This window comes from Streptococcus parasanguinis, from assembly GCF_001074805.1.
GTDB classification, from domain to species: Bacteria; Bacillota; Bacilli; order Lactobacillales; family Streptococcaceae; genus Streptococcus; species Streptococcus parasanguinis_A.
Window position 1 is genome coordinate 1 of record NZ_JUPI01000018.1, and the last position, 20,847, is coordinate 20,847.

At 43.8% G+C, this 20,847-nt stretch carries 23 protein-coding genes and 1 tRNA gene; 2 read left to right on the forward strand and 22 right to left on the reverse strand.

What is annotated here, in order from left to right; translation table 11 throughout:
* Nucleotides 1-222 precede the first annotated feature (222 nt).
* From tehB to ADI76_RS01650, 15 genes are all read right to left on the reverse strand, one after another.
* The gene (gene tehB, locus ADI76_RS01585; protein WP_049490851.1) at nucleotides 223-1,083 is read right to left on the reverse strand and encodes an SAM-dependent methyltransferase TehB; all 861 of its coding nucleotides are present in this window, start codon (nucleotides 1,081-1,083) and stop codon (nucleotides 223-225) included.
* A 129-nt stretch (nucleotides 1,084-1,212) separates the two neighbouring features.
* Complete coding sequence (gene smpB / locus ADI76_RS01590) at nucleotides 1,213-1,680, reverse strand: SsrA-binding protein SmpB (RefSeq protein WP_009731435.1); 468 nt, start codon at nucleotides 1,678-1,680, stop codon at nucleotides 1,213-1,215.
* A complete protein-coding gene (rnr, locus tag ADI76_RS01595) occupies nucleotides 1,643-4,003 on the reverse strand; it encodes a ribonuclease R (RefSeq protein WP_049514261.1) in 2,361 nt (786 codons plus the stop codon). Before rnr ends, smpB begins: the two co-directional genes overlap by 38 nt.
* Nucleotides 4,004-4,099: 96 nt before the next feature.
* Nucleotides 4,100-4,333: a preprotein translocase subunit SecG gene (gene secG, locus ADI76_RS01600; protein WP_003008189.1), complete on the reverse strand. Its 234-nt coding sequence runs from the start codon at nucleotides 4,331-4,333 to the stop codon at nucleotides 4,100-4,102.
* A 41-nt stretch (nucleotides 4,334-4,374) separates the two neighbouring features.
* The gene (gene rpmG / locus ADI76_RS10825) at nucleotides 4,375-4,524 is read right to left on the reverse strand and encodes a 50S ribosomal protein L33 (RefSeq protein WP_003005699.1); all 150 of its coding nucleotides are present in this window, start codon (nucleotides 4,522-4,524) and stop codon (nucleotides 4,375-4,377) included.
* Nucleotides 4,514-5,713, reverse strand: coding sequence for a multidrug efflux MFS transporter (locus ADI76_RS01605; RefSeq protein WP_223345280.1), 1,200 nt, complete (start codon nucleotides 5,711-5,713; stop codon nucleotides 4,514-4,516). The genes rpmG and ADI76_RS01605 overlap by 11 nt, the downstream gene beginning before the upstream one ends.
* 16 nt (nucleotides 5,714-5,729) lie before the next feature.
* A complete protein-coding gene (coaE, locus tag ADI76_RS01610; RefSeq protein WP_049514262.1) occupies nucleotides 5,730-6,326 on the reverse strand; it encodes a dephospho-CoA kinase in 597 nt (198 codons plus the stop codon).
* Entirely contained in the window at nucleotides 6,327-7,151 is an 825-nt protein-coding gene (gene mutM / locus ADI76_RS01615; protein WP_049514263.1) for a DNA-formamidopyrimidine glycosylase, read from the reverse strand.
* Between the two features lie 45 nt (nucleotides 7,152-7,196).
* Nucleotides 7,197-8,096, reverse strand: a complete 900-nt coding sequence (era, locus tag ADI76_RS01620) for a GTPase Era (RefSeq protein ID WP_006595864.1) — start codon at nucleotides 8,094-8,096, stop codon at nucleotides 7,197-7,199.
* 29 nt (nucleotides 8,097-8,125) lie between these two features.
* The gene (locus ADI76_RS01625; RefSeq protein ID WP_049514264.1) at nucleotides 8,126-8,524 is read right to left on the reverse strand and encodes a diacylglycerol kinase family protein; all 399 of its coding nucleotides are present in this window, start codon (nucleotides 8,522-8,524) and stop codon (nucleotides 8,126-8,128) included.
* Nucleotides 8,505-9,002: an rRNA maturation RNase YbeY gene (ybeY, locus tag ADI76_RS01630; protein WP_006595862.1), complete on the reverse strand. Its 498-nt coding sequence runs from the start codon at nucleotides 9,000-9,002 to the stop codon at nucleotides 8,505-8,507. The genes ADI76_RS01625 and ybeY overlap by 20 nt, the downstream gene beginning before the upstream one ends.
* A 97-nt stretch (nucleotides 9,003-9,099) precedes the next feature.
* Nucleotides 9,100-10,836, reverse strand: coding sequence for a tetracycline efflux ABC transporter Tet(46) subunit B (gene tetB(46) / locus ADI76_RS01635; protein ID WP_049514267.1), 1,737 nt, complete (start codon nucleotides 10,834-10,836; stop codon nucleotides 9,100-9,102).
* Between the two features lies 1 nt (nucleotide 10,837).
* The gene (gene tetA(46) / locus ADI76_RS01640) at nucleotides 10,838-12,562 is read right to left on the reverse strand and encodes a tetracycline efflux ABC transporter Tet(46) subunit A (RefSeq protein WP_049514269.1); all 1,725 of its coding nucleotides are present in this window, start codon (nucleotides 12,560-12,562) and stop codon (nucleotides 10,838-10,840) included.
* A gap of 403 nt (nucleotides 12,563-12,965) precedes the next feature.
* Nucleotides 12,966-13,038, reverse strand: a tRNA-Thr gene (locus tag ADI76_RS01645).
* Between the two features lie 12 nt (nucleotides 13,039-13,050).
* The gene (locus ADI76_RS01650; protein WP_049514272.1) at nucleotides 13,051-13,659 is read right to left on the reverse strand and encodes a GNAT family N-acetyltransferase; all 609 of its coding nucleotides are present in this window, start codon (nucleotides 13,657-13,659) and stop codon (nucleotides 13,051-13,053) included.
* 202 nt (nucleotides 13,660-13,861) lie between these two features.
* On the opposite strand from ADI76_RS01650, the gene ald reads away from it, so the two are divergent.
* Nucleotides 13,862-14,974, forward strand: coding sequence for an alanine dehydrogenase (gene ald, locus ADI76_RS01655; protein ID WP_049514275.1), 1,113 nt, complete (start codon nucleotides 13,862-13,864; stop codon nucleotides 14,972-14,974).
* A 309-nt stretch (nucleotides 14,975-15,283) separates the two neighbouring features.
* On the opposite strand, the gene ADI76_RS01660 is transcribed toward ald, so the two are convergent.
* From ADI76_RS01660 to rplK, 7 genes are all read right to left on the reverse strand, one after another.
* Nucleotides 15,284-16,282: a PhoH family protein gene (locus tag ADI76_RS01660; protein WP_049514277.1), complete on the reverse strand. Its 999-nt coding sequence runs from the start codon at nucleotides 16,280-16,282 to the stop codon at nucleotides 15,284-15,286.
* A gap of 79 nt (nucleotides 16,283-16,361) precedes the next feature.
* Nucleotides 16,362-16,577, reverse strand: coding sequence for a YozE family protein (locus ADI76_RS01665; RefSeq protein ID WP_003005127.1), 216 nt, complete (start codon nucleotides 16,575-16,577; stop codon nucleotides 16,362-16,364).
* Between the two features lie 10 nt (nucleotides 16,578-16,587).
* On the reverse strand, nucleotides 16,588-17,442 hold the full coding sequence (gene cvfB / locus ADI76_RS01670; protein ID WP_049514279.1) for an RNA-binding virulence regulatory protein CvfB: 855 nt from the start codon (nucleotides 17,440-17,442) through the stop codon (nucleotides 16,588-16,590).
* 99 nt (nucleotides 17,443-17,541) lie between these two features.
* Complete coding sequence (gene frr, locus ADI76_RS01675) at nucleotides 17,542-18,099, reverse strand: ribosome recycling factor (protein ID WP_003005165.1); 558 nt, start codon at nucleotides 18,097-18,099, stop codon at nucleotides 17,542-17,544.
* A 19-nt stretch (nucleotides 18,100-18,118) separates the two neighbouring features.
* Nucleotides 18,119-18,850, reverse strand: a complete 732-nt coding sequence (pyrH, locus tag ADI76_RS01680; RefSeq protein WP_003005706.1) for a UMP kinase — start codon at nucleotides 18,848-18,850, stop codon at nucleotides 18,119-18,121.
* Nucleotides 18,851-19,013: 163 nt separating this feature from the next.
* Nucleotides 19,014-19,703, reverse strand: a complete 690-nt coding sequence (gene rplA, locus ADI76_RS01685) for a 50S ribosomal protein L1 (RefSeq protein WP_003005355.1) — start codon at nucleotides 19,701-19,703, stop codon at nucleotides 19,014-19,016.
* A 97-nt stretch (nucleotides 19,704-19,800) separates the two neighbouring features.
* On the reverse strand, nucleotides 19,801-20,226 hold the full coding sequence (rplK, locus tag ADI76_RS01690; protein WP_003005369.1) for a 50S ribosomal protein L11: 426 nt from the start codon (nucleotides 20,224-20,226) through the stop codon (nucleotides 19,801-19,803).
* A gap of 160 nt (nucleotides 20,227-20,386) precedes the next feature.
* On the opposite strand from rplK, the gene ADI76_RS01695 reads away from it, so the two are divergent.
* Nucleotides 20,387-20,731, forward strand: coding sequence for a DUF3397 family protein (locus tag ADI76_RS01695; protein ID WP_021153646.1), 345 nt, complete (start codon nucleotides 20,387-20,389; stop codon nucleotides 20,729-20,731).
* Nucleotides 20,732-20,847 lie beyond the last annotated feature (116 nt).

The following is a 20,847-nucleotide window of genomic DNA, read 5'->3' on the forward strand; positions in this document are numbered from 1 at the left end:
CCAATTTTTAAATCGATTCAAGAAAATACCGAAACTTTCCGCTGTGAGAAAAGTGCCTGAAACAATAACGTTTCAGGCACTCGGGAGTTTTGAGACCCTAGGCTCAAAACTAAGTCTTGGAACTTCGAAGAAGTTCGCTGACGTCCGTACTCACCTAAGGAAAGTTTTTTATATGACTTTGTCTTCAATCTGAAGGCAGGATCTTAACATCCTGCTTTTTCTTTATTTTTTCTTTGCCAACATGGTTGCAAATCGAAGTTGAATTCGATTTCCATTCTCATCTCGACGATGGAGGTGGCCAGGATTTTCATTGTATTTGACTAATTCCCAATCCTTGTAATACTCCGCCAATTCTCCTTCTTTAAAGGTAAACGAGAAGGGCATCTGACAAGGATAATCTTCTGTATCCATGGCACAGACAATGAGATTGTAGCCACCTGGGTTGGTATGCTCTTGCATATTGCGAATGATCGCTGGGATCCGCTCTGCCTCTAAAAACATAAGGACCACAGTTGACACGATGAAATCATAGTTTTGGGTGAGGGCAGCAGCATTGATATCATAAAGTCCTACTGGCATGTCCATATCTTCTTCAGCGACAATACTTTGTAAGATCTCAAGAGCCAATTCATTTTGATCTACTGCTGTCACATCAAAGCCATGTTGGGCCAAAAAGAGAGCATTGCGTCCTTGCCCACATCCTAGATCCAGCGCCTTTCCAGCTGGGACAATTCCCACTGCTTCTAGCACCTCTGAATGGACAGGGTTGGTATTGTACTTTTTAGGAAAATAGTCTTTTGGCTCACAGTAAAATTCTAAGTACCACTCCACATCATCAGTCGCCGCTTCGACTCGGTGCCAGGCCTGGGGCTCGGCCATGGGGTTCTCTGCTCCTGCTTCAAAAAGGTGGCTGGCGATTTCTTCTCCCTCTGCTGTCAGTTCAATAAATCTTAACTGACCTTTTAGAACCGTAATCTTCCCCCAGGTTCCTACCTTGGTATTGTGCTTTCTTTGAAGAGCTTCTGGCATGGTATCCTTGGTCCAGATAGGCATGCGCTTGTAAGGGATCAATTTTTGTGTCATGTGGCTTCTCCTTATTCTTTCAGTACTCTTATCATACAGGAAAAAGACCTTTTTTACAAGTTGGAAAAAGAGGCCCCTCTCCGATAAAAAAGGCATTTCTGAAACAAGTTTCAGAAATGCCTTCTTAGTTTAACGTGTATTGTATTGTTTCATGACCCGTGCGATATCCCGGTTTTGTTCCCGACGTTTGATGGATTCACGCTTGTCATAATCATGTTTCCCTTTAGCGAGTCCCAAAAGCAATTTGGCATAGCCATCCTTGAGATAGACCTTTAAAGGCACCAGGGTCATTCCTGTCCCTTTGGTTTCTTGGTCCAGCTTTTGGATTTGCTTTTTATGAAGAAGAAGCTTGCGACGACGGTCTGGATCTTGGTTCCAGATATTGCCTTCCTCATAAGGGGCAATATGGACGTTGCTGAGCCAAACTTCTCCATTTTTAACTTGTGCAAAACCATCTTTCAAGTTAATGCGTGCTGCACGGACACTTTTGATCTCTGTACCCGTCAGCACCATCCCTGCTTCTATTGTATCCACGATGGTGTAGTCATGTCTCGCCTTTTTATTTTGTGCGACTACCTTTCCTTCGCCCTTTGCCATGGTTGGCTCCTTTCTTTGCTACTTCCTTGTAAAATGGTTTCTTCCCTTTTTTCTTTTTGGATTTAGATGAAGAATCTTTCCTTTTGTCATCTCTTCTAACGGTTGATCCCTTAGAAACTTTTTTGTCTTTGCGTCTGCGATCCCTGCGATTGCCATCTCGGTCACGGCCTTTAGCCTTGAGGCCTTTTTCGACGATATCCCATTCACTTGGAATATAAGAGAAATCAATCTCTCCGGTCATCTTGTCAGCTCTTTCGACCTTGATCCGGATTTGCTGACCAACACGGAAAGTCACTCCCGATTTCTCCCCGCGGAGGGTTAGATCCCGTTCGTTAAAATGGTAGAATTCAGGAAGATTAGTAATATGGATCAACCCTTCGACCGTATTGGGCAACTCCACAAAGAGGCCAAATTTCACTACACTGGAAACCACAGCATCGTACTCTTCCCCAACATAGTCTTCCATGTATTCAGCCTTCTTCATAGCTTCTACTTCACGCTCGGCATCAATAGCCCGGCGCTCTCGACTAGAGGATTGGCTGGCAATGTCTGGAAGGACTTGTTCAAAGTGTTCTGCCACTTCTTGGGATTTACCGTATTCGCGCACCATTCGATGAACCATCAGGTCCGGATACCGGCGAATGGGACTAGTAAAGTGGGTATAATATTCCGCAGCAAGCCCATAGTGGCCATGGTTGTGCTCCGAATAACGGGCCTGTTGCATCGAGCGCAACAACATCATCGAAAGGACATCCTCATAAGGTTCTCCTTCAACCTTGCGCATAATTTCTTGCAGGGCTTCTTGGCTCATGTCACTAGCCGTTCCATAGATCTGGATCCCAAAGCTAGAAGCATAGTCAATAAACTTCTGTACTTTTTCTGCCTTTGGATCTTCGTGGATCCGGTAGATGAACGGCAGTTTCATTCGCGTAAAGTGTTCCGCTACCGTTTCATTGGCAATCAACATAAAGGACTCAATCATCCGTTCCGCAATTCCTCTTTGACGGAGGACAATGTCGACCGGTTTTCCTTCTTTATTGACTAGGATTTTAGCCTCATTGGTATCAAAATTGAGGGCTCCTCGGCGAATCCGCATGCTTTCTAGAATACCATGCAAGGTCGCCATTTGATGAATACTTGGGACAATTTTCTTAAATTCTTGAGCCTTATCTTCGTCTCCCGCTAAGATATCATTGACGTCGCTATAGGTCATTCGGAAGGTTGTATTGATCACTGTTTGGGTAATGGTATGCTTGACGACCTTTCCATGAGGATCAATCTCCATGATGGCAGACTGGGTCAGGCGGTCCACATTCGGATTTAAAGAACAGATCCCATTGGACAAGCGTTCTGGAAGCATGGGTACTACTCGGTCGGTCACATAGACAGAAGTTGCACGATTTAGAGCTTCCTTATCAAGTGCTGAGCCTTCTGTAACGTAATAAGAGACATCTGCGATGTGAACCCCCAGCTCAAAATTGCCGTTCTTGAGTGGCTTGATATGGACCGCATCGTCCAAGTCTTTGGCATCCGCTCCGTCGATCGTAAAGGTAATCTCCTCTCGCAGATCCAACCGCCCCTCTAAATTCTTTGCAGACGGTGCATCTGGAATCTGCTCAGCCTCTTTCAGCACTTCTTCTGGAAATTCTGAGACGATATCCATGGATTCTAGCACTTCCAAGACATCGATTCCAGGATCTGTCACATGACCGACCACATCCCGCACAGTTGCCACAAAATAATTGTGCTTGCGGCTCGGGTATTGATCAATTTCGACCTTGAGGATTTCGGTACCTTCCAATTGGATGGCTGGCTTCTTCACATAGATCAGCTGGCTGATTTTTTGATTTTTCGAACGGATGTAGCCGGCATATTTGGGCTTTTCCTCATCCAGAACAATTTGTCCAACAACCGTTTTGACGCTATGATCCAAGACATCAATAATCTTAGCTTCTGCTGCCGTTCCTTTGTTTCGGTCTGCTACCTTGGTAATGACGATCTCAACAGTATCCCCATCGATGGCGTGGTTGACATCATTTCGACCAACAAAGAGGTCCTCTTCTTCGCCTTCTAAACTGACAAAGCCAAAGCCATTTTTATGGGCATGAAAGATCCCCTTGAGGGTAATGGCTGGGGCCTTCTTTTGAGCCAAACGAAGAGAGCCATCATCCTCGAATTTCAACTCATGACGGCGTTCCATCAGAGAGATGGTTTTGACCAAGTCACGAAAATCCTTAGATCCTTCTTTTCCTAGAGCTGCTGCCAGATCATTGATCTGGGCTTTGTCATGCTCTTGTAAATATTCTTTAATACTTGTTTTCATGAATGTATTTGCTGGTTATCCAGCCTCCTTTTTTCTATCTAAATGTGTCTTTGTTTTGCAAAATAAAAATAGGCAAAGACATTGTCTGAGCCTATCTTATCTACTAGAAAGTACCATTAAGATCATCGCGATTAATAACCAAAAGAAGATCATAATAGCTGTTAAACGCTGCATCACGGCTTCAAACCCGCGCGCTTTTGAACGTTCAAACAAGTCATTTGAGCTTGCGTCAAAGACGTTGCTCGATTGGTTTTTTGTTGGTTGCATAAAAATTGCGATAATAATCAATACTGATAATACTAGTAAAATAGTTGTTAATGCTCCGCTCATATTCAAAACTCCTTAAAATCCTCACTATTATACCATGAAAATCATTTTGATTCAATATGTAAGGTTACTTTTCTTTCCTTGGGACAATACTTCAAAACCTCGATCTTTTCGGGATGGGTTTTGGTATTTTTACTGGTCAAATAATTCTGACTCCCACAGCTTGTGCAGGTCAATTGAACTTTAATTCGCACGTACGTCTCTCACTTTCAAATACTTTCTAAATAAGAATAAGAGGAAAATCAAATCGGTAAAGGCCAAGAGGGCTGTGCCGTAAAAAACCCAATGATAGCCAAAATGCATGAAAATACTCGATCCCATCATTGGCCCTAACACGCCACCTAAGTAGTAAAAGAGCTGGTTGTAGCTAAAGATCCGAGAGATCCCTTCAGGAGGGGTTAAGCGATTTAACAAAGCAGAAACTCCTGGTAAAAGGGCGCCAGTCCCAATCCCAAAAAGGAAGCGTAAGATTCCTAATTGCAGAGGCGTTTGCGCTTGGGCACAGAGAATATAAAGACAACCACTATAGAGAAGGGCGATTAATAAGAGCCGGTGATTCCCGATTCGGTCTCCGAGTTTTCCCATCCAACCTGAAAAGAGCATACTAGAGACTCCCATAGCCGAAACAATCATCCCCGATACAAAAATCAAGTTATCTCTTTGTCCTAAAGCTCGCACATAAAGAGGCAGGATTGGAGAAATAGATTGGGCGATCATTTGAATGGTCATACTGGTCAAAAAGAGGCCTAAGAGAATATCCTTTTGCTGAATGGACATGAGCAACTGCCAACTGGATTTTTGTTCTTCTTTTGGAATGGGCTCATAGTCTTCCTCGATGCCCCAAAAGGTTAAAAGGGACACTAGAAATAAGAAAAAGCCAACCAAAAGAAAGACATTGCGCATTCCCAGATTTTCAGCAATGAGTCCCCCAATCAAAGGCCCCATCAAGGTTCCAGCTACGACACCGGTCGACAAAGTCCCCAGGGCATAGCCCGATTGGTCCTTTGATACTTGACTGGCAATCAAGGCTGTACTATTAGGGACAAAGCCTGAAAAGACACCGTTGAGAAAGCGCAAAACCAGGAGCCAAAAGACGGATGGCACAAAGGCGATCCCTCCCATGGTCAGGGTCATAGCAATAGAAGCCCTGAGCATCATGGGTTTTCGACCATAGCGGTCGGCCAAGCTCCCCCAGATAGGAGACATGATCGCAGAGGTTACAGAAGAACTCGCGACGGCAATCCCTGCATAAAAAGGAACAGCCTTGCCCGTAACGCCCAACTCTTCTACAAATAGGGCCATAAAAGGCACAACTAACGAAAGGCTAGCTCCGATGAAAAAACACCCGATCCAGGCAATATATAGATTTTTACGCCAATTGATTTCTCTTGTGATAAAATCATCTTCTTTCTATTTGTTTTAGGGCTGTATCTAATTGGGCATAGAGGGCAGTTAGATCGCCATTATTGTCTAAGACCAGATCCGCATGGGCTCTTTTTTCATCTAGCAGCATTTGAGCAGCGATGCGTTCTTTAGCCTGCAGTTCTGATAAGTGGTTGCGTTTCATCAGGCGCTTGAGCTGGGTTTCTTTTGAGACAGCTACCAACCATACAGCCTCAAACCACTCTTCATAGTGCTGCTCGATCAAGAGGGGAATATCCATAAAAAAGAGACCGGATTGAGCAGCTTGCCTGTCTCTTGCATCTGCCAAAGCCTCACGAATGAGCTGGCCTTGGACGCGATTGGACCAGTCTCGTTCACTAGGATTTGAAAAAATCCGCTGGCCTAAAGCTACACGATCCAACTCTCCACTTGCGTCGAGAATCTCCCTACCAAAATGATCCACTAAGACACGGTAGAGGGCCCCTCCTGGAACTTGCAAGTCATGAACCACTCGATCAGCATCAATGACAGGATAACCTTTTTCTTTCAAATAGGAGGTGACAGTGGACTTTCCTGAAGCAATCCCTCCTGTTAATCCGATGATTCTTGCCATCTAGTTCTCCTTTTGACAGTGCGGGCAAAAATGGGTTCCACGTCCCCCCAGCTGGATTTTCTCAATCGGTGTCCCGCAGCGCAAACAAGGCTGACCTGTCTTTCCATAGACTTGGTGCTCTTCCTGCATGGTACCATCCTCTCCAAAAGCATTGCTATAGGAGCGAATAGTGGAGCCACCTTTTTCGACAGCCTGAGCTAATACGGCGATTGTTTCCTTTCGGATGGCTTTGGCTTCTCTAGCAGACAAGCTTTGACCCAAACGAGCTGGGTGAACCTTGGCTCGATAAAGGACCTCATCTACATAGATATTGCCCAGACCAGCCACTAATTTTTGGTCTAAAAGAGCTGATTTAATGGGTTTCTTTGATTTTTTAAGAGCTGCTTGGAAGGCTTGTTCTTTAAAATCTGCTTCTGTTGGCTCTGGACCAATCTTTTTCGCCAAAAAGTAGCTGTCTACAAGCTCAGGTACTAAGACTTCCATGGTCCCAAACTTGCGGACATCTTCATAGACAAGGGTGCTGCCATCAGTAAAATAAAAGAAGACATGGGCGTGCTTGCGAAGAGGGACTTCGTCTGGATAAAAGAAATACTTGCCTTCCATCCGCAAATGCGAGATCAAAACCAAATCCGTCAAATAAAACAAGAGGTATTTCCCGCGGCGCCCCATGGCCCGAATTTCTTGACCTGGGAGATCTTGACGAAAAGCATCCAGACCCGTCTGAATCATCTTTGGATACTTTACTTCCACTACTTGGATGGTCTTCCCAAGAATTAATTTCTCAAGACCGCGTCGGACGGTTTCAACTTCTGGTAATTCAGGCATAGAACTCCTTTCAAAAACAAGAAGCAGGCTTCTGCCCACCTCTTCTTAGTATTCTTTTTCGTTATAACCGAAATCGGCAAGATCCAATTTCTTATCCCGCCAATTTTTCTTGACCTTGACCCAGGTTTCTAGGAATACCTTGTCCCCTAGCATGAGCTCGATATCCTTCCGCGCAAGGGTTCCGATCTTCTTGAGCATGGCGCCACCTTTTCCGATGACAATCCCTTTTTGGCTATCACGTTCCACCATGATGGTCGCTCGAATATGAACCTTATCGGTCTCTTCATCCCGCTTCATAGAATCCACCACTACGGCAACTGAGTGTGGAATTTCCTCACGAGTTAAGTGCAAGACTTTCTCACGGATCATTTCAGAGACCAAGAAACGCTCTGGATGGTCAGTAATCTGATCAGCAGGGAAATATTGGAATCCTTCTTCTAAGTTTTCGCTCAAAATATCAATCAAACGCGAAACATTGTTTCCTTGAAGGGCTGAAATCGGCACAATTTCCTTGAAGTCCATCTGACTACGGAAATCATCGATTTGCGCCAAAAGTTGGTCTGGATGGACCTTGTCGATCTTGTTGACCACGAGGATGACGGGCACTTTAGCTGCTTTAAGGCGTTCGATAATCATGTCGTCACCTTTGCCACGCGCTTCATCTGCTGGTACCATAAAGAGAACCGTATCGACTTCTCGAAGGGTACTATAGGCCGACTCTACCATGAAGTCACCAAGAGCTGTCTTAGGTTTGTGAATCCCTGGCGTATCGATAAAGACAATCTGTTCCTTATCGGTTGTGTAGATTCCCATAATCTTATTGCGCGTTGTTTGCGCCTTGTCACTCATGATGGCAATCTTTTGCCCCATGACGTGGTTCAAAAATGTTGACTTCCCGACATTGGGACGTCCTAAAATGGCTACAAAGCCTGATTTAAATGTCATAGTTTCCTTTCACGAGGGCATGCTCCCTCTTATCCAAATACCAAGGCCCAGAATTTGGGCACAAAAATGATCAATCCTGTCACCAAGGCAAAACCTGATACAACGAGGACCGCTCCAGCTGCCATGTCTTTGGCATTCTTTGCCAACATGGAGAAATGGTAGTTACTGGCTAGATCCACCACATTTTCAATGGCTGAATTCATAATTTCAAAAGCAATCACCAAAGTGATGCTGAGCAATAAAAAGAGCCATTCTGTCGCAGAAATCCTAAATACCAAACCAGCAAGCATTGCTACAAGGGCTGATAAGGCGTGCTTGCGCATATTGCGCTCTTCTTTGATCGATGTGAAAATTCCTGTTATCGCAAACTCCAGGCTTGAAGTGAAGTCTCGATTTTTCCATTTTCGCTTATTGTCTTGTGAGTCCATAGGCTGTCAAAATCTCTTCCTGTAAGCCAAACATTTCCTTTTCTTCTTCTGGCGTATAGTGATCATAGCCATTGATGTGAAGAAAACCATGTACTGCCAAAAATCCCATTTCGCGCTCAAAGCTATGGCCATATTCTTCCGCTTGCTCCCGCGCCTTGTCAATTGAAATAAAGAGCTCACCAATATAGGTATCGAATTCCGCCATCATCTCTGCCAATTCTGGATTTTCTTCAAGGTCTTCCTCATCAAAAGAAATCTCCATCTCAGGCTTGTATTCTAAACTGATGACATCTGTCGGACGATCCGTATCACGGTATTCAAGATTTAGTTCATGACTGCGTTCATTGGTCACAAAAGTCACAGCCATTTCCTTGTCTTCTTTCCCAATTTTTTGAGCAGCAAATTCTAAAATTTCTTGCGTTTGTTTTAAGATTTCGTCAGAGACTTGGCCCGTCTCATCTACCATTTCAATATACATCTGGATCACCTCACTATTATCACTTTATTATATCACAAAAACCAGCCTATATACTAGATACAGGCTGGTTTTCAAACTTTTTCTTTGCATGATCATCTTACACCACTGTTTGCTGGATGGCATTCATCTGGGCATAGATCCCGCCTTGTGTAACCAGTTCCTCGTGTCTACCACGCTCTACAATGCGTCCTTCAGATAAGACTAAGATCTGATCCGCATCTTGGATAGTGGACAAGCGATGGGCAATGATAAAGGTGGTCCGGCCCTTTTGCAGGACCGCCATAGCTTGTTGGATGACTTCTTCTGTTTCCGTATCGATATGAGAGGTTGCCTCATCCAAAATCAGTATTTGCGGATTCATATAGAGCGTCCGCGCAAAGGAAATCAACTGGCGCTCGCCACTTGAAAAGGCAGATCCTTTTTCTACGACTGGATGGTCGATTCCCTTTTCAAGGCGCTCTACAAAGGGCCAAGCCCCGACTTTTTTCAGCGCATCTTTAACCGCATCCCGGTCAATATGATCCTGACTCATGGCCACATTACTGGCAATGGTACCTGTAAATAGATACGGATCTTGCAGAACAATGCCCATGTGGCTTCGCAGGCTCTCACGAGAGACTTGGCGAATATCTTGCCCATCGATCAAAATCGCTCCTTCTTGAGGATCATAGAAACGATAGAGTAGATTCATAATAGAAGACTTACCCGATCCAGTGTGGCCCACAAGAGCGATGGTTTGACCCGGACTAGCCTGAAAGGCAATATCCTGTAAAACTGGCTTGCCTTCTTCATAAGCAAATTGAACATCATCAAACACGACTTGAGCCTTTTCTATCTTCAGTTCCGATACCCCGTCGGCCTCTATGGGTTGATCCAAGAAGGCAAGGACGCGACTCCCCGTCTCTAGTGATCGCCGAATATTCGGAAATTGACGACTGAGATTGGCCATGAGATCAAACAGATTGATGACATAGTTAATATTGATAAATAAGAAACCAGCTGTCACACCGATATTGCCCTGTAGGAAAGAAATCCCAGCGATGGTCAATATACCTGCAATCACTAAAAACTTGAGCAATTCTGTCAAGGTCCAAGAAGCGATGGAATCAGCTAAGAGGATCCGATCATTGGCTCCTAGCATCTTCTGGGTAGTGGCTTCAAACTCCTCTACCATACCAGGCTCTTGATGATAGAGCTGAATCATACTGGCACCATGCAAGAGTTCATTGACTTGGGTATTGACCTCGCTTCTCGCATCAAAGAAATCCTTCATAGGTTGGTCCGTCATGACCTTGTAGAGATACTGGATTCCATAGAAAATTGGAAAAACCAGACACAAGAGTAGCCCCATCATAGGACTCAGGTAAAAGAGAATCTCTAGGATAAAGAGAAATCGCACCAAATAGATGACTAGTATCATACAAGAGTTATAAAACTGGGTCCGCAAGGTCTCCGTATCATTGACAATTCTTGTTGCGATCTTTCCAGCCGGCTTGTCATCAAAATAATAAATAGGCAGACCTTGCATGACTTGAAAGGCTTGGTCTCTCAGACTAGCGGTTACTTGATTACTTCCATGTAATAAGATCCGATTTCCTAGGTAGCTAATCAGCTGTCCTTGGCTCAAGACCAAGAGATAAAATGCTCCCATCTGAAGTAGCTCACCTTGCCCTCCACCATGCGTCAGTGCAGTCAAAGGCCCATCGATCATCTTTTGGAGAAGAAAAGGAGACAATTCAGAAAAAATGGTGGCTAGTAAGAGACAAATAAAGCCGGAAAGAAAAACCGTCGGATAAAGAGTGATCCGAGATAATAATCGTTTCAATACTTTCATCTTATTCTCCTTCCTGTTTTTGTTGCCGTTGGTATTGTTCATAATACCAGCCCTCTTGAGCCAGTAAATCACTAGCTCTACCTTCTTCCACTATCTGTCCTTGATCCAAGACAATGATCCAATCCGCCTGATGAACCGCAGACAAGCGATGGGAAACAATGAGTGTCGTCTTGCCTTTTCTTTCTGTTTGAATGGTGTCAATAATGGCCTGTTCGGTCTTGGCATCCACCGCTGAAAGGGAATCATCTAACAGCAAGAGATCCGCATCCCTTAAAAAGGCACGCGCCAGAGAGATCCGTTGTTTTTGACCTCCTGATACAGAGACCCCTTTCTCACCAATCATGGTGTCCATTCCCTGAGACATCCGCTCAAGATCATCTGCAAAAGCAGCTTGGGCTACAGCTTCCACCAAATCCTCTTCACTAGCACCATTTTTACCCAGAGCGATATTATCACGAATGGATTTTGAAAATAAAATATGTTCTTGGGAAACATAGCCGATTTTAGCTTCAATGGAGTGTCGGTTGTAGTCCACGATCGGTTGCTGGTTGACCAAGAATTCTCCCTCACCAACTGGGTACTGCCGCAAGAATTGTCGAACCAAACTAGTCTTTCCTGCTCCGGTACGACCAACAATTCCAACTGTCTGTCCTTTCTGAATGGTCCAATCAATGCCTGATAGACTCTTTCGCTCAGCGCCAGGATAGCTGAAAGAATAATCCTTAAACTGCACCGAATCAATCTGCTCTAAATAGTTAGGACCATCTGGCTCGAGATCATCCGTTTCATCAATCACTTCTTTTAATTTTTTATAGGACATTTGCCCTGTCTGATAGACCAAGATCAGGTCCGCCATCATCCACATAGGTTCAATTAAAAAGACCAAATACAGCTGCAAAGCTAATAACTTGCCAAGGCTCAATTGCCCGCTTGCTAATGACTGACCTCCAAATACCAAGAGTAGGACCGTCGAAAAACCAATAAACAACAGGGCTAAGGGGCCAAAAGAATATTGGATAGAAGCAATTTTGTCCCCTGTTTTGGATAGACTAGCTGTTTTCTTCTGAAACTGTTTGACCTGCTGATCCCGTTTACTATAGGCCCTCATGACCCGAATCCCTTCGATGGACTCCAAGACTTCATCATTCAACTGAGCGACTGCTTCCCGGTTTTGCTCAACATAATCCTCCTGCTTTCTACTCAAAAAATAGGTCGAGACGATGAGGAAGATCATCGGAATAAAGGAAATCAAGGTTAATTGCCAAGAAATGAAAAACATGGTCGGAATAATAAAGGCAAACAAGCCACCGCCAAACAGGAGCACCATCATCCCGTAACCAGCCATGTCGGCCATGCCATCGACATCCGTCGTGAACCGCGTCAAGAGATCTCCTGAACGAAATTTCTCAAAAAAGGGACGCCGCATAGCTACTAGTTTACGAAAAGCTTGTCCCTGAAGGGTTGCCTTGAAATGAACTGACGACTGAAAGAGGCGCAACTGCCAATAAAAAGCCGTCAAGTAATTGAGGATGGCTGATCCTACCAAGAGGACCATATCCCATACAAAGTTGGATTGCGTCAGCGTCTGCTGACTCAAATGATCCACTAGACGCTGAATAACTTGCGTCGGGATCAATAAGGTGTAATCATAAAGGATCAGGACCATAGCGATCTTCACATATCGCCACTTGCGCTCCCTGATATACTCCCAAATAGCTCTGATCATATATTCTCCTTTTCAAAATGGCACAGAAAAAACCCAAGTAAGGAGCTGAGTAGGTGCTCAGTCCACACTTGGGCCTTCTGATGCCTGTCACCAATTCAGTTAAGGCAGGCAAAAATGCATACAAAAAACCCAAGACAGACTCCTCCATCTTGGGTTTCATTCATTGTTTACATTGAACTCAACTGAGATTGGAGAAGTTGTGTATTCAATTGTGTCATCAAAACATCTACTTTGTTCATGATGGTTTTCTCCTTTCTCTTTGTTGCTATAACTTTACCACGGATTTCTGTGCTTGTCAACGTTTTTTCGAAAATTGTTGAAAAAGATTCTACGAATAGGCTCTCAGTTAGAAAAAAGCCTACAAAAAAGAAGCCTAGATCCTCTCTAAGCTTCTCTTCTTCTATGCTAGTTGCCGGGATTGAACCGGCGACCTCATCCTTACCATGGATGCGCTCTACCGACTGAGCTAAACCAGCAGTACCTATCTACTATATCATGGAGATAGGCCTTTTGTCAATATCCTGACTCATTTTTTCTGCCAAATATTCTTCCTTTGTGAGGACATAATGGACTCTCGTCACCATTCTCCCTTCTTCATGCAAGTCTAGCATCGCGTAAGCTTCTTCGTGGGAAAATTGCATCCCTGATTTGGCCATCACCCGGCCAGAAGCTGGGTTGTCCTTGTCATGAACGGCAAAGAGCTTGTTCATCCCTAACTGTTCAAAAGCTAGGGCAATGACTGCCTTGGTAGCCTCTGTCGCAAGACCTTGGTTCCAATAGTCTTTATTCAGAACATAGCCGATACTCCCCTTTTTCAGACAAAGATCCAAATCCAGTAAATCAATCGTCCCAATAAATTTTCCATTTTCTTTGAGCTCGATCCCCCATCTTCCGAGCGGGCTCGCTAGGTAAAAGAGGGCAATATTATTACGCGTCTCTTCAAGACTTTGATTGGTTGGAAAAGTATAGCGCGTAACAGCTTCATCAGAAGCGTACTCAAACATAGCCGGTGCATCCTCAAGAGTGACCGGACGCAAACGTAAACGCTCTGTCTCCATTTCACAATAAGCCGCTAACTTCACATATAAATTTTCCATTTGACACTCCTTCTTTAGGGATTAGTTTAGCAAATAACCTAAAGAAAGGCAAGCTCAAATTTTTCTTGCTTTTTAACCAACTTTTCTATACAATAAAATCAATTAAAACAATCAGATAAGGAGTGAAAAGGTCATTGAGTCAAGAGAGAAATCTCACACCAATGGCCTTTTTACACCCATATCTAAGTAAGGAGAAATAATCATGTTAATCGGAATTCCAAAAGAAATTAAAAACAACGAAAATCGGGTCGGTTTGACACCTGCAGGTGTACAAAGCTTGGTGAAGAAAGGGCATCAAGTTTTGGTGGAAACCAATGCCGGACTCGGTTCTGGCTTTGCAGATGAAGATTACGTTAAACAAGGGGCAACTATCGTTGCTACTGCTGCAGAAGCTTGGGCAGCTGAATTAGTGGTTAAAGTCAAAGAACCTCTTGCTGAAGAATACGGCTTCCTTCGTGATGACCTCTTGCTCTTCACCTACTTGCACATGGCTGCTGCTCCTGAATTAGCGGATGCCATGGTCGCAGCTAAGACAACTGGGGTAGCCTACGAGACCGTACGAGACCTAGATGGACAATTGCCTCTCTTGGTACCAATGAGTGAGGTTGCTGGACGCATGGCGGTACAAATCGGAGCCCACTTCTTGACTAAACAAGAAGGAGGATCAGGCGTCCTCCTAGGTGGTGTACCTGGTGTTCCTAAAGGGAAAGTCACCATCATCGGTGGTGGGGTTGTTGGAACCCACGCAGCTCGGATCGCCCTTGGACTCGGTGCCCAAGTTACCATCTTAGATATCAGCGCCAAACGTTTAGCCGTTCTGGAAGATGTCTTTGGTCACCAAATCCAAACCCTTATGTCCAACCCCTTTAATATTGAGGCCAGCGTCCGTGATGCCGATGTTGTCATCGGAGCTGTCTTGATACCTGGTGCGAAAGCTCCTAAATTAGTGACGGATGATATGGTTAAACAAATGCGTCCCGGTTCTGTCATCGTCGATGTGGCCGTTGACCAAGGTGGGGTAATTGAAACAGCAGATCGTGTGACAACACATACGGAGCCAGTTTACGAAAAACATGGTGTACTCCACTATGCCGTTGCCAATATTCCAGGGGCTGTCGCTCGCACTTCTACCATCGCCCTTACAAATGTGACCCTTCCTTATGTCGAATCCCTAGCTGACAATGGCTTCCACAAGGCAATTGCACTCGATGAAGGCTTGCGAGAAGGTGTTACCACTTACCAAGGTCATATCACCAGCCAGCCTGTTGCTACTGGTTTAGAGCGCGACTTCACACCAATTGATGAATTGGTTTAAACAATCATATATTTAAAGAATTATCATCGAAAAAAATAAGCAACTTATTTTTTCATCTGAACTAATTAAAAAAGTTTTGGAAAAAACAAGTTGTTTTGAGTTTTTTTAATCATTTTCAGAGACTTTCCGCCGTGAGAAAAGTGCCTGAAACAATTAAGTTTCAAGCACTCGGAATAATTGAGACCTTAGGCTCAATTATTAGTCATGGAACTTCGAAGAAGTTCGCTGACGTCCGTTCTCACCTAAGGAAAGGCTAGAAGATGATTTTATCGTCAATTTAAGGCAAAGATCCTCTGATCTTTGCCTTTTTTATTCTGCTTCTTCTTCTACATCCGGTTTTTCTTTGAGCACTGGATTTGGTATTGGCTCGTAGGCCCGGATAATCTCTGCTACTACTGGATGGCGAACGACATCCTTGGCAGAGAAATGCACAAAGTCAATTTGAGAAATGTTCTTCAATTTCTCCTGAGCATCAATCAAGCCGGATTTCACATTTCGCGGAAGGTCGATCTGGCTGGTATCCCCATTGACAATCATCTTGGAATTAAAACCAAGACGGGTCAAAAACATCTTCATCTGCATGATGGTGGTATTTTGCGCTTCATCGAGAATGACAAAGGCATCGTCCAAGGTCCGCCCACGCATATAAGCCAGAGGCGCAATCTCGATAATCTCGCGCTCCATCATCCGAGTTGTTTGGTCTTTCCCCAGGATTTGGTAAAGAGCATCATAGACCGGACGGAGATAAGGGTCTACTTTTTCTTTGAGATCTCCTGGAAGGAAACCAAGGCTTTCTCCGGCTTCAACGGCTGGACGAGTCAAAATAATGCGCTTGACCTGACCACGCTTGAGGGCGGTCACAGCCAAGGTCACTGCTAGGAAGGTTTTCCCGGTCCCCGCTGGTCCAATCCCAAAAGTGACATCATGGTTCTTGACACTATCGACATAGATCTTTTGACCAAGTGTTTTAACCCGAATAGGCTTGCCGTAACTGTCCTTGATAATCTCTTCTTCATAGAGAGCGATGAACTTATCCAATTCCCCATTTCTCACCATGGTAATGGCGGTCACCACATCTGGCGTTCCGATGGTCATACCACGGTTGACGAGGACCAAGAGAGCCTGGATGACCTGACGAACCTGTTCGCAGCTTTCTTCTTCCCCAATGATTTGGACGATTTCTGTCCGGGCGTGAATAGTTACCCCAAATTCTTGCTCCATCAAACGGAGATGGCGTTCGTTGGATCCAAACAAATGAAAGAGATCGTCTGGATGCGTTAATGTAATTTCAACTGAATGTTCTTGCAAATAAAGAACCTCTCTACCTGTGTTTTTCTATTATTATAACAAAGAGGCCGAGAAAAAACCATCCTCGACCTGTCCTTTTCTAGTGGGCTTGGTATTCTTCCCAAATCGCATCAAAATCGCCAAGATTAAAGGAAAAACTGGCATGCTCTTCTAGATAGCGACTGACTTCGTCGAAGTCATCTGTATGCTTGGGAAAAGCGGACTCATGAAATGCAAGATCCGCTAGAATGGCCTTAGGAGCATTGCTTTTAGGATTGCGCTCCGTCATCAGCCAAGTATAAAACGATTTTCGCATAAGCCTCCTCTTAGATCAACTCTGTTCCAAACTGGTCTTGCTTGATTTTTTTGGCCTTCATCAGCCCACCCAAAGCCTTTTTGAACTGACCTTTTGAAATCCCAAAAGTTGCCTTGATCTCTTCTGGAGAGGACTTATCATTCAGGGTCATAAAGCCTCCATTGGCTTCCAAATAGGTCAAAATCATTTGAGCATCGTTTTCCAACATCTCAAAGGAGCGTGGCTTCAAAGATAGATTCAAGGTCCGGTCCACCTCACGAAAACCAATAACACGAGCATTTAAGACCTCTCCCAAACGAGGTTCTGCATAGCGCTCACTTGGGTGGATAAAGCCCAGCATATTGTTCTCTGGAAGGTAAACAAAGGTTCCAGACAATTTCAAGCGGTAGACAATGGCTGGCCAGTTTTGGTTTTGCATATTGTTGTAGGCTGGACGAGCCAAACGCTGGAAATCTTCCTGGTAGGCTAAGATCCCCCAAATCCGATCTTTCTTATCGACTTCTAAACGAATATAGAGACGATCGCCCTTTTTAGGCCATAGATCTTTGATCTCCGGTAGGATATCTAGTGAGACAACAATCTGCTTATCTGGAAGCCCTGTATCCACGAAGACTCCCAAATCCTTGCGCACTTCCGTGACCGTTCCCCAGCCAAAGTTTTCTTGAGTTGCAGTGACTTCAAGTATCGTGAGTCGTAGTTTTTGCTTCATATCTGTATAGGCAAAGCCCTTGACACTTTCTCCAACTTGGTGTGGGCCTTCTGCTTTATCAAGCGCGTAGGTCTGGCCATCTTTTTGAACAAAATAGAAGTGATCATTTTCATCAATGACCATTCCCGTGATGTAGCTTGCTAGGTTCGTATTCATGTTTCCTTCTTTCCTCTTGCTTCTTCACAAGAATAATGGAAATAAAACCCAGCCAGCAGTGCCAACTGAGTCTTTCTTTCCTGTAATGGTTGGGATGGATTAAACTTCCATCAATTCTTTTTCTTTATGAGCTGTCATTTCATCTACATGCTTAACAGCGTCATCCGTAACTTTTTGGATCTCTTTTTCAAGACCTTTCAATTCATCTTCTGTGATTTCTTTTGCTTTTTCTTGTTTCTTCGCTTCATCCATAGCATCACGACGGATGTTACGGATCGCTACTTTAGCATTTTCACCCACTTTTTTCACTTCTTTTGCCAAGTCCCGACGAGTTTCTTCTGTCAAAGCTGGGATAACCAAGCGGATAACAGATCCATCGTTGGCTGGAGTGATGCCAAGGTCAGAAGCATTGATGCTGTGCTCGATGTCTTTCAAAGATGATTTATCAAATGGTGTGATCAACAAGACACGCGCTTCTGGAATAGTGATAGATGCCAATTGGTTCAAAGGAGTCTCTACTCCGTAGTATTCTACGAAAATACGATCCAAAAGACTTGCATTTGCACGTCCAGCACGGATGCTACCAAATTCACGTCCCAAACTTTGGTGAGACTGGGTCATTCTTTCTTTTGCTTTTTCTACGATTGGGTTTGCCATAATCTTCCTCTATTTTCTATTATTTTTCTACATTATTCGATACGGTTGTACCAATATTTTCACCAAAGACAACGCGTTTGATATTGCCTGGTTCATTCATATTAAAGACAACCAAGTCAATGTCGTTGTCCATGGAGAGAGTAGAGGCTGTTGAGTCCATGATGCGAAGACCTTTGTTGATCACATCACGGTGAGTCAATTCCTCAAATTTCACAGCTGAAGCATCTTTTTTCGGATCGGCATTGTAAACACCATCGACCCCATTTTTGGCCATGAGAATGGCATCTGCTTCAATCTCAGCTGCACGAAGGGCTGCAGTCGTATCTGTTGAGAAGTAAGGAGAACCGATCCCTGCACCAAAGATCACGATCCGATCTTTTTCAAGGTGACGAAGGGCACGACCACGGATATATGGTTCTGCGACTTGTTGCATGGCAATCGCTGTTTGAACACGGGTATCCACGCCAACTTGTTGAAGCGAATCAGCCATCACAAGAGCGTTCATGACAGTACCGAGCATCCCTGTGTAGTCTGCTTGGACACGATCCATCCCTGCTTCAGCAGCAGGTTCTCCACGCCAAAGGTTTCCCCCTCCAATCACCAAGGCAATTTCAATTCCAAGTTCATGAACTTCCTTGATTTCTTGGGCCATATTTTGGACAGTTTTGATATCGATTCCGACACCACGTTCGCCGGCAAGAGCCTCACCAGATAGCTTGATTAAGATACGTTTATACTTAGGTTCTACCATTTTCTCTCTCCTTTTTTGATCTGTATTATTTTACCATAAATTACGTTTTTTATATAGTCATATCCATCAAAATTTTCTTTTTTCCATCCGATTAGTTTTACCAACTGTAGCAAATAAAAATGGCGTACAAAAAAAGCTACCCGAAGGCAGCTTTTCATTTCAATTAAAGTGAGTTAACATCCACTTTGATACCAGGACCTTGAGTTGTAGTCAAAGTCAAGCTAGTTACGTAAGTACCTTTAGCTGTAGCTGGTTTTGCTTTTTGGATTGTGTCGTTGAAAGCTTTAAAGTTTTCAACCAATTTAGTATCATCGAATGAAACTTTACCGATGATCGCTTGAACGATACCTGCTTTATCAGCACGGTAAGTGATTTTACCACCTTTAGACTCTTCAACTGCTTTCGCAACATCCATTGTTACTGTACCAGTTTTAGGGTTTGGCATCAAGTTACGAGGTCCAAGGACACGTCCAAGACGTCCAACAAGAGCCATCATGTCAGGTGTAGCGATAACTACGTCGAAGTCCAACCAACCATCGTTGATTTTCGCAACAAGGTCATCTTCACCTACAAAGTCTGCACCAGCAGCTTTTGCTTCTTCAGCTTTTGCACCACGTGCAAATACAAGAACGCGAGCAGTTTTACCAGTTCCGTTTGGCAATACCATTGCACCACGGATTTGTTGGTCAGCTTTTTTCACGTCGATGTTCAAGTTGTATGCAACTTCTACAGTTGCGTCAAATTTTGCAAAGTTAGTTTCTTTTGCAAGAGCTACAGCTTCTTCTACGCTGTAGACTTTTGTGCTGTCGATTTTTTCAAGAGCAGCACGAAGTTGTTTGCTTTTTTTAGCCATTTTATCTTTCTCCTTGTAATGTGGTCATATCGATTTTCATCTCCCACGTCACTCGTCATTTGATCAAGTGTATTGCGGGCAAATAGGATTGTTACAATTAGTCAGTAACAGTGAATCCCATAGAACGAGCAGTACCTTCGATCATACGCATTGCAGACTCAATGTTTGCAGCGTTCAAATCTGGCATCTTAGTTTCAGCGATTTGTTGTACTTGTGCACGAGTTACAGTTGCAACTTTTGTTTTGTTCGGTGTACCTGAACCTTTTTCAACACCTGCAGCTTTTTTCAAAAGAACAGCAGCTGGTGGTGTTTTTGTAACGAAATCGAATGATTTGTCTTCATAAACAGTGATAACAACTGGGATGATCATACCAGCTTGATCAGCTGTACGAGCGTTAAACTCTTTAGTGAATCCCATGATGTTGATACCTGCTTGACCAAGCGCTGGACCAACCGGTGGAGCTGGAGTAGCTTTACCAGCAGGGATTTGCAATTTTACAAGTTTTTCGACTTTTTTAGCCATTTCTTAAATCCTCCTTTGTGGTTTTGGCGGTAATTACAGATTTTTACCTCCCACAAGTATGCTTTGTGCATACCTTTCTATTATACACGATTTCTCTTTTTTTGCAAGAAAAAATTAAAATATAGTAAACTTTTTTTTCGTTTTATGATAGAATGAAGCTATGTTAATCAAAGTTGCTTCTGTATTATTTATTTTTTTAACGCTGATTCTGAGTGGCATCATTGTTCACCTCTTTAAGCTTCAAAAAAGAGGATGGCGATCGACCGATATTGCCTTTCCTTTATTTGCTCTAGAGTACTACCTGATCTCAGACAGCGTCTTTTATCACAGCCTCTTACCGCTGCTAGCTTTAAGCCTTTCGCTTTTAGCTTTGGGGCTAACGATTTATTTCTTAAAAAAGAAAAAGTGTTTTTATTACCCTAGATTTATCAAATACTTCTGGCGTGCTGGATTTCTAGTCACCTTCTTACTCTATCTGATCTTAACAGCTAGTTTGTTTATTTAATACCAAAAGGAGGCTGGGACAAAAGTCCTAGCCTCTTAATTGTTTTTGGATTTTCAAGCAAGACGCAGTGGTTGAGTGGGCTCTACTACGCTGATTTCATCAGCTTTTACAGCCCT

What these genes read in the sequence shown, in the direction of transcription:
- pyrH (WP_003005706.1), bottom strand. Translation starts at nt 18,850, where the DNA reads ATGGTAGAACCTAAGTATAAACGTATCTTAATCAAGCTATCTGGTGAG.
- mutM (WP_049514263.1), bottom strand. Translation starts at nt 7,151, where the DNA reads ATGCCTGAATTACCAGAAGTTGAAACCGTCCGACGCGGTCTTGAGAAA.
- ADI76_RS01625 (WP_049514264.1), bottom strand. Translation starts at nt 8,524, where the DNA reads ATGGACTCACAAGACAATAAGCGAAAATGGAAAAATCGAGACTTCACT.
- ADI76_RS01650 (WP_049514272.1), bottom strand. Translation starts at nt 13,659, where the DNA reads ATGGAAAATTTATATGTGAAGTTAGCGGCTTATTGTGAAATGGAGACA.
- cvfB (WP_049514279.1), bottom strand. Translation starts at nt 17,442, where the DNA reads ATGAATACGAACCTAGCAAGCTACATCACGGGAATGGTCATTGATGAA.
- secG (WP_003008189.1), bottom strand. Translation starts at nt 4,333, where the DNA reads ATGAGCGGAGCATTAACAACTATTTTACTAGTATTATCAGTATTGATT.
- era (WP_006595864.1), bottom strand. Translation starts at nt 8,096, where the DNA reads ATGACATTTAAATCAGGCTTTGTAGCCATTTTAGGACGTCCCAATGTC.
- rplK (WP_003005369.1), bottom strand. Translation starts at nt 20,226, where the DNA reads ATGGCTAAAAAAGTCGAAAAACTTGTAAAATTGCAAATCCCTGCTGGT.
- ybeY (WP_006595862.1), bottom strand. Translation starts at nt 9,002, where the DNA reads ATGTATATTGAAATGGTAGATGAGACGGGCCAAGTCTCTGACGAAATC.
- rplA (WP_003005355.1), bottom strand. Translation starts at nt 19,703, where the DNA reads ATGGCTAAAAAAAGCAAACAACTTCGTGCTGCTCTTGAAAAAATCGAC.
- frr (WP_003005165.1), bottom strand. Translation starts at nt 18,099, where the DNA reads ATGGCAAACCCAATCGTAGAAAAAGCAAAAGAAAGAATGACCCAGTCT.
- rnr (WP_049514261.1), bottom strand. Translation starts at nt 4,003, where the DNA reads ATGAAAACAAGTATTAAAGAATATTTACAAGAGCATGACAAAGCCCAG.
- ADI76_RS01695 (WP_021153646.1), top strand. Translation starts at nt 20,387, where the DNA reads ATGTTAATCAAAGTTGCTTCTGTATTATTTATTTTTTTAACGCTGATT.
- ADI76_RS01665 (WP_003005127.1), bottom strand. Translation starts at nt 16,577, where the DNA reads ATGCGAAAATCGTTTTATACTTGGCTGATGACGGAGCGCAATCCTAAA.
- coaE (WP_049514262.1), bottom strand. Translation starts at nt 6,326, where the DNA reads ATGGCAAGAATCATCGGATTAACAGGAGGGATTGCTTCAGGAAAGTCC.
- smpB (WP_009731435.1), bottom strand. Translation starts at nt 1,680, where the DNA reads ATGGCAAAGGGCGAAGGAAAGGTAGTCGCACAAAATAAAAAGGCGAGA.
- tehB (WP_049490851.1), bottom strand. Translation starts at nt 1,083, where the DNA reads ATGACACAAAAATTGATCCCTTACAAGCGCATGCCTATCTGGACCAAG.
- ald (WP_049514275.1), top strand. Translation starts at nt 13,862, where the DNA reads ATGTTAATCGGAATTCCAAAAGAAATTAAAAACAACGAAAATCGGGTC.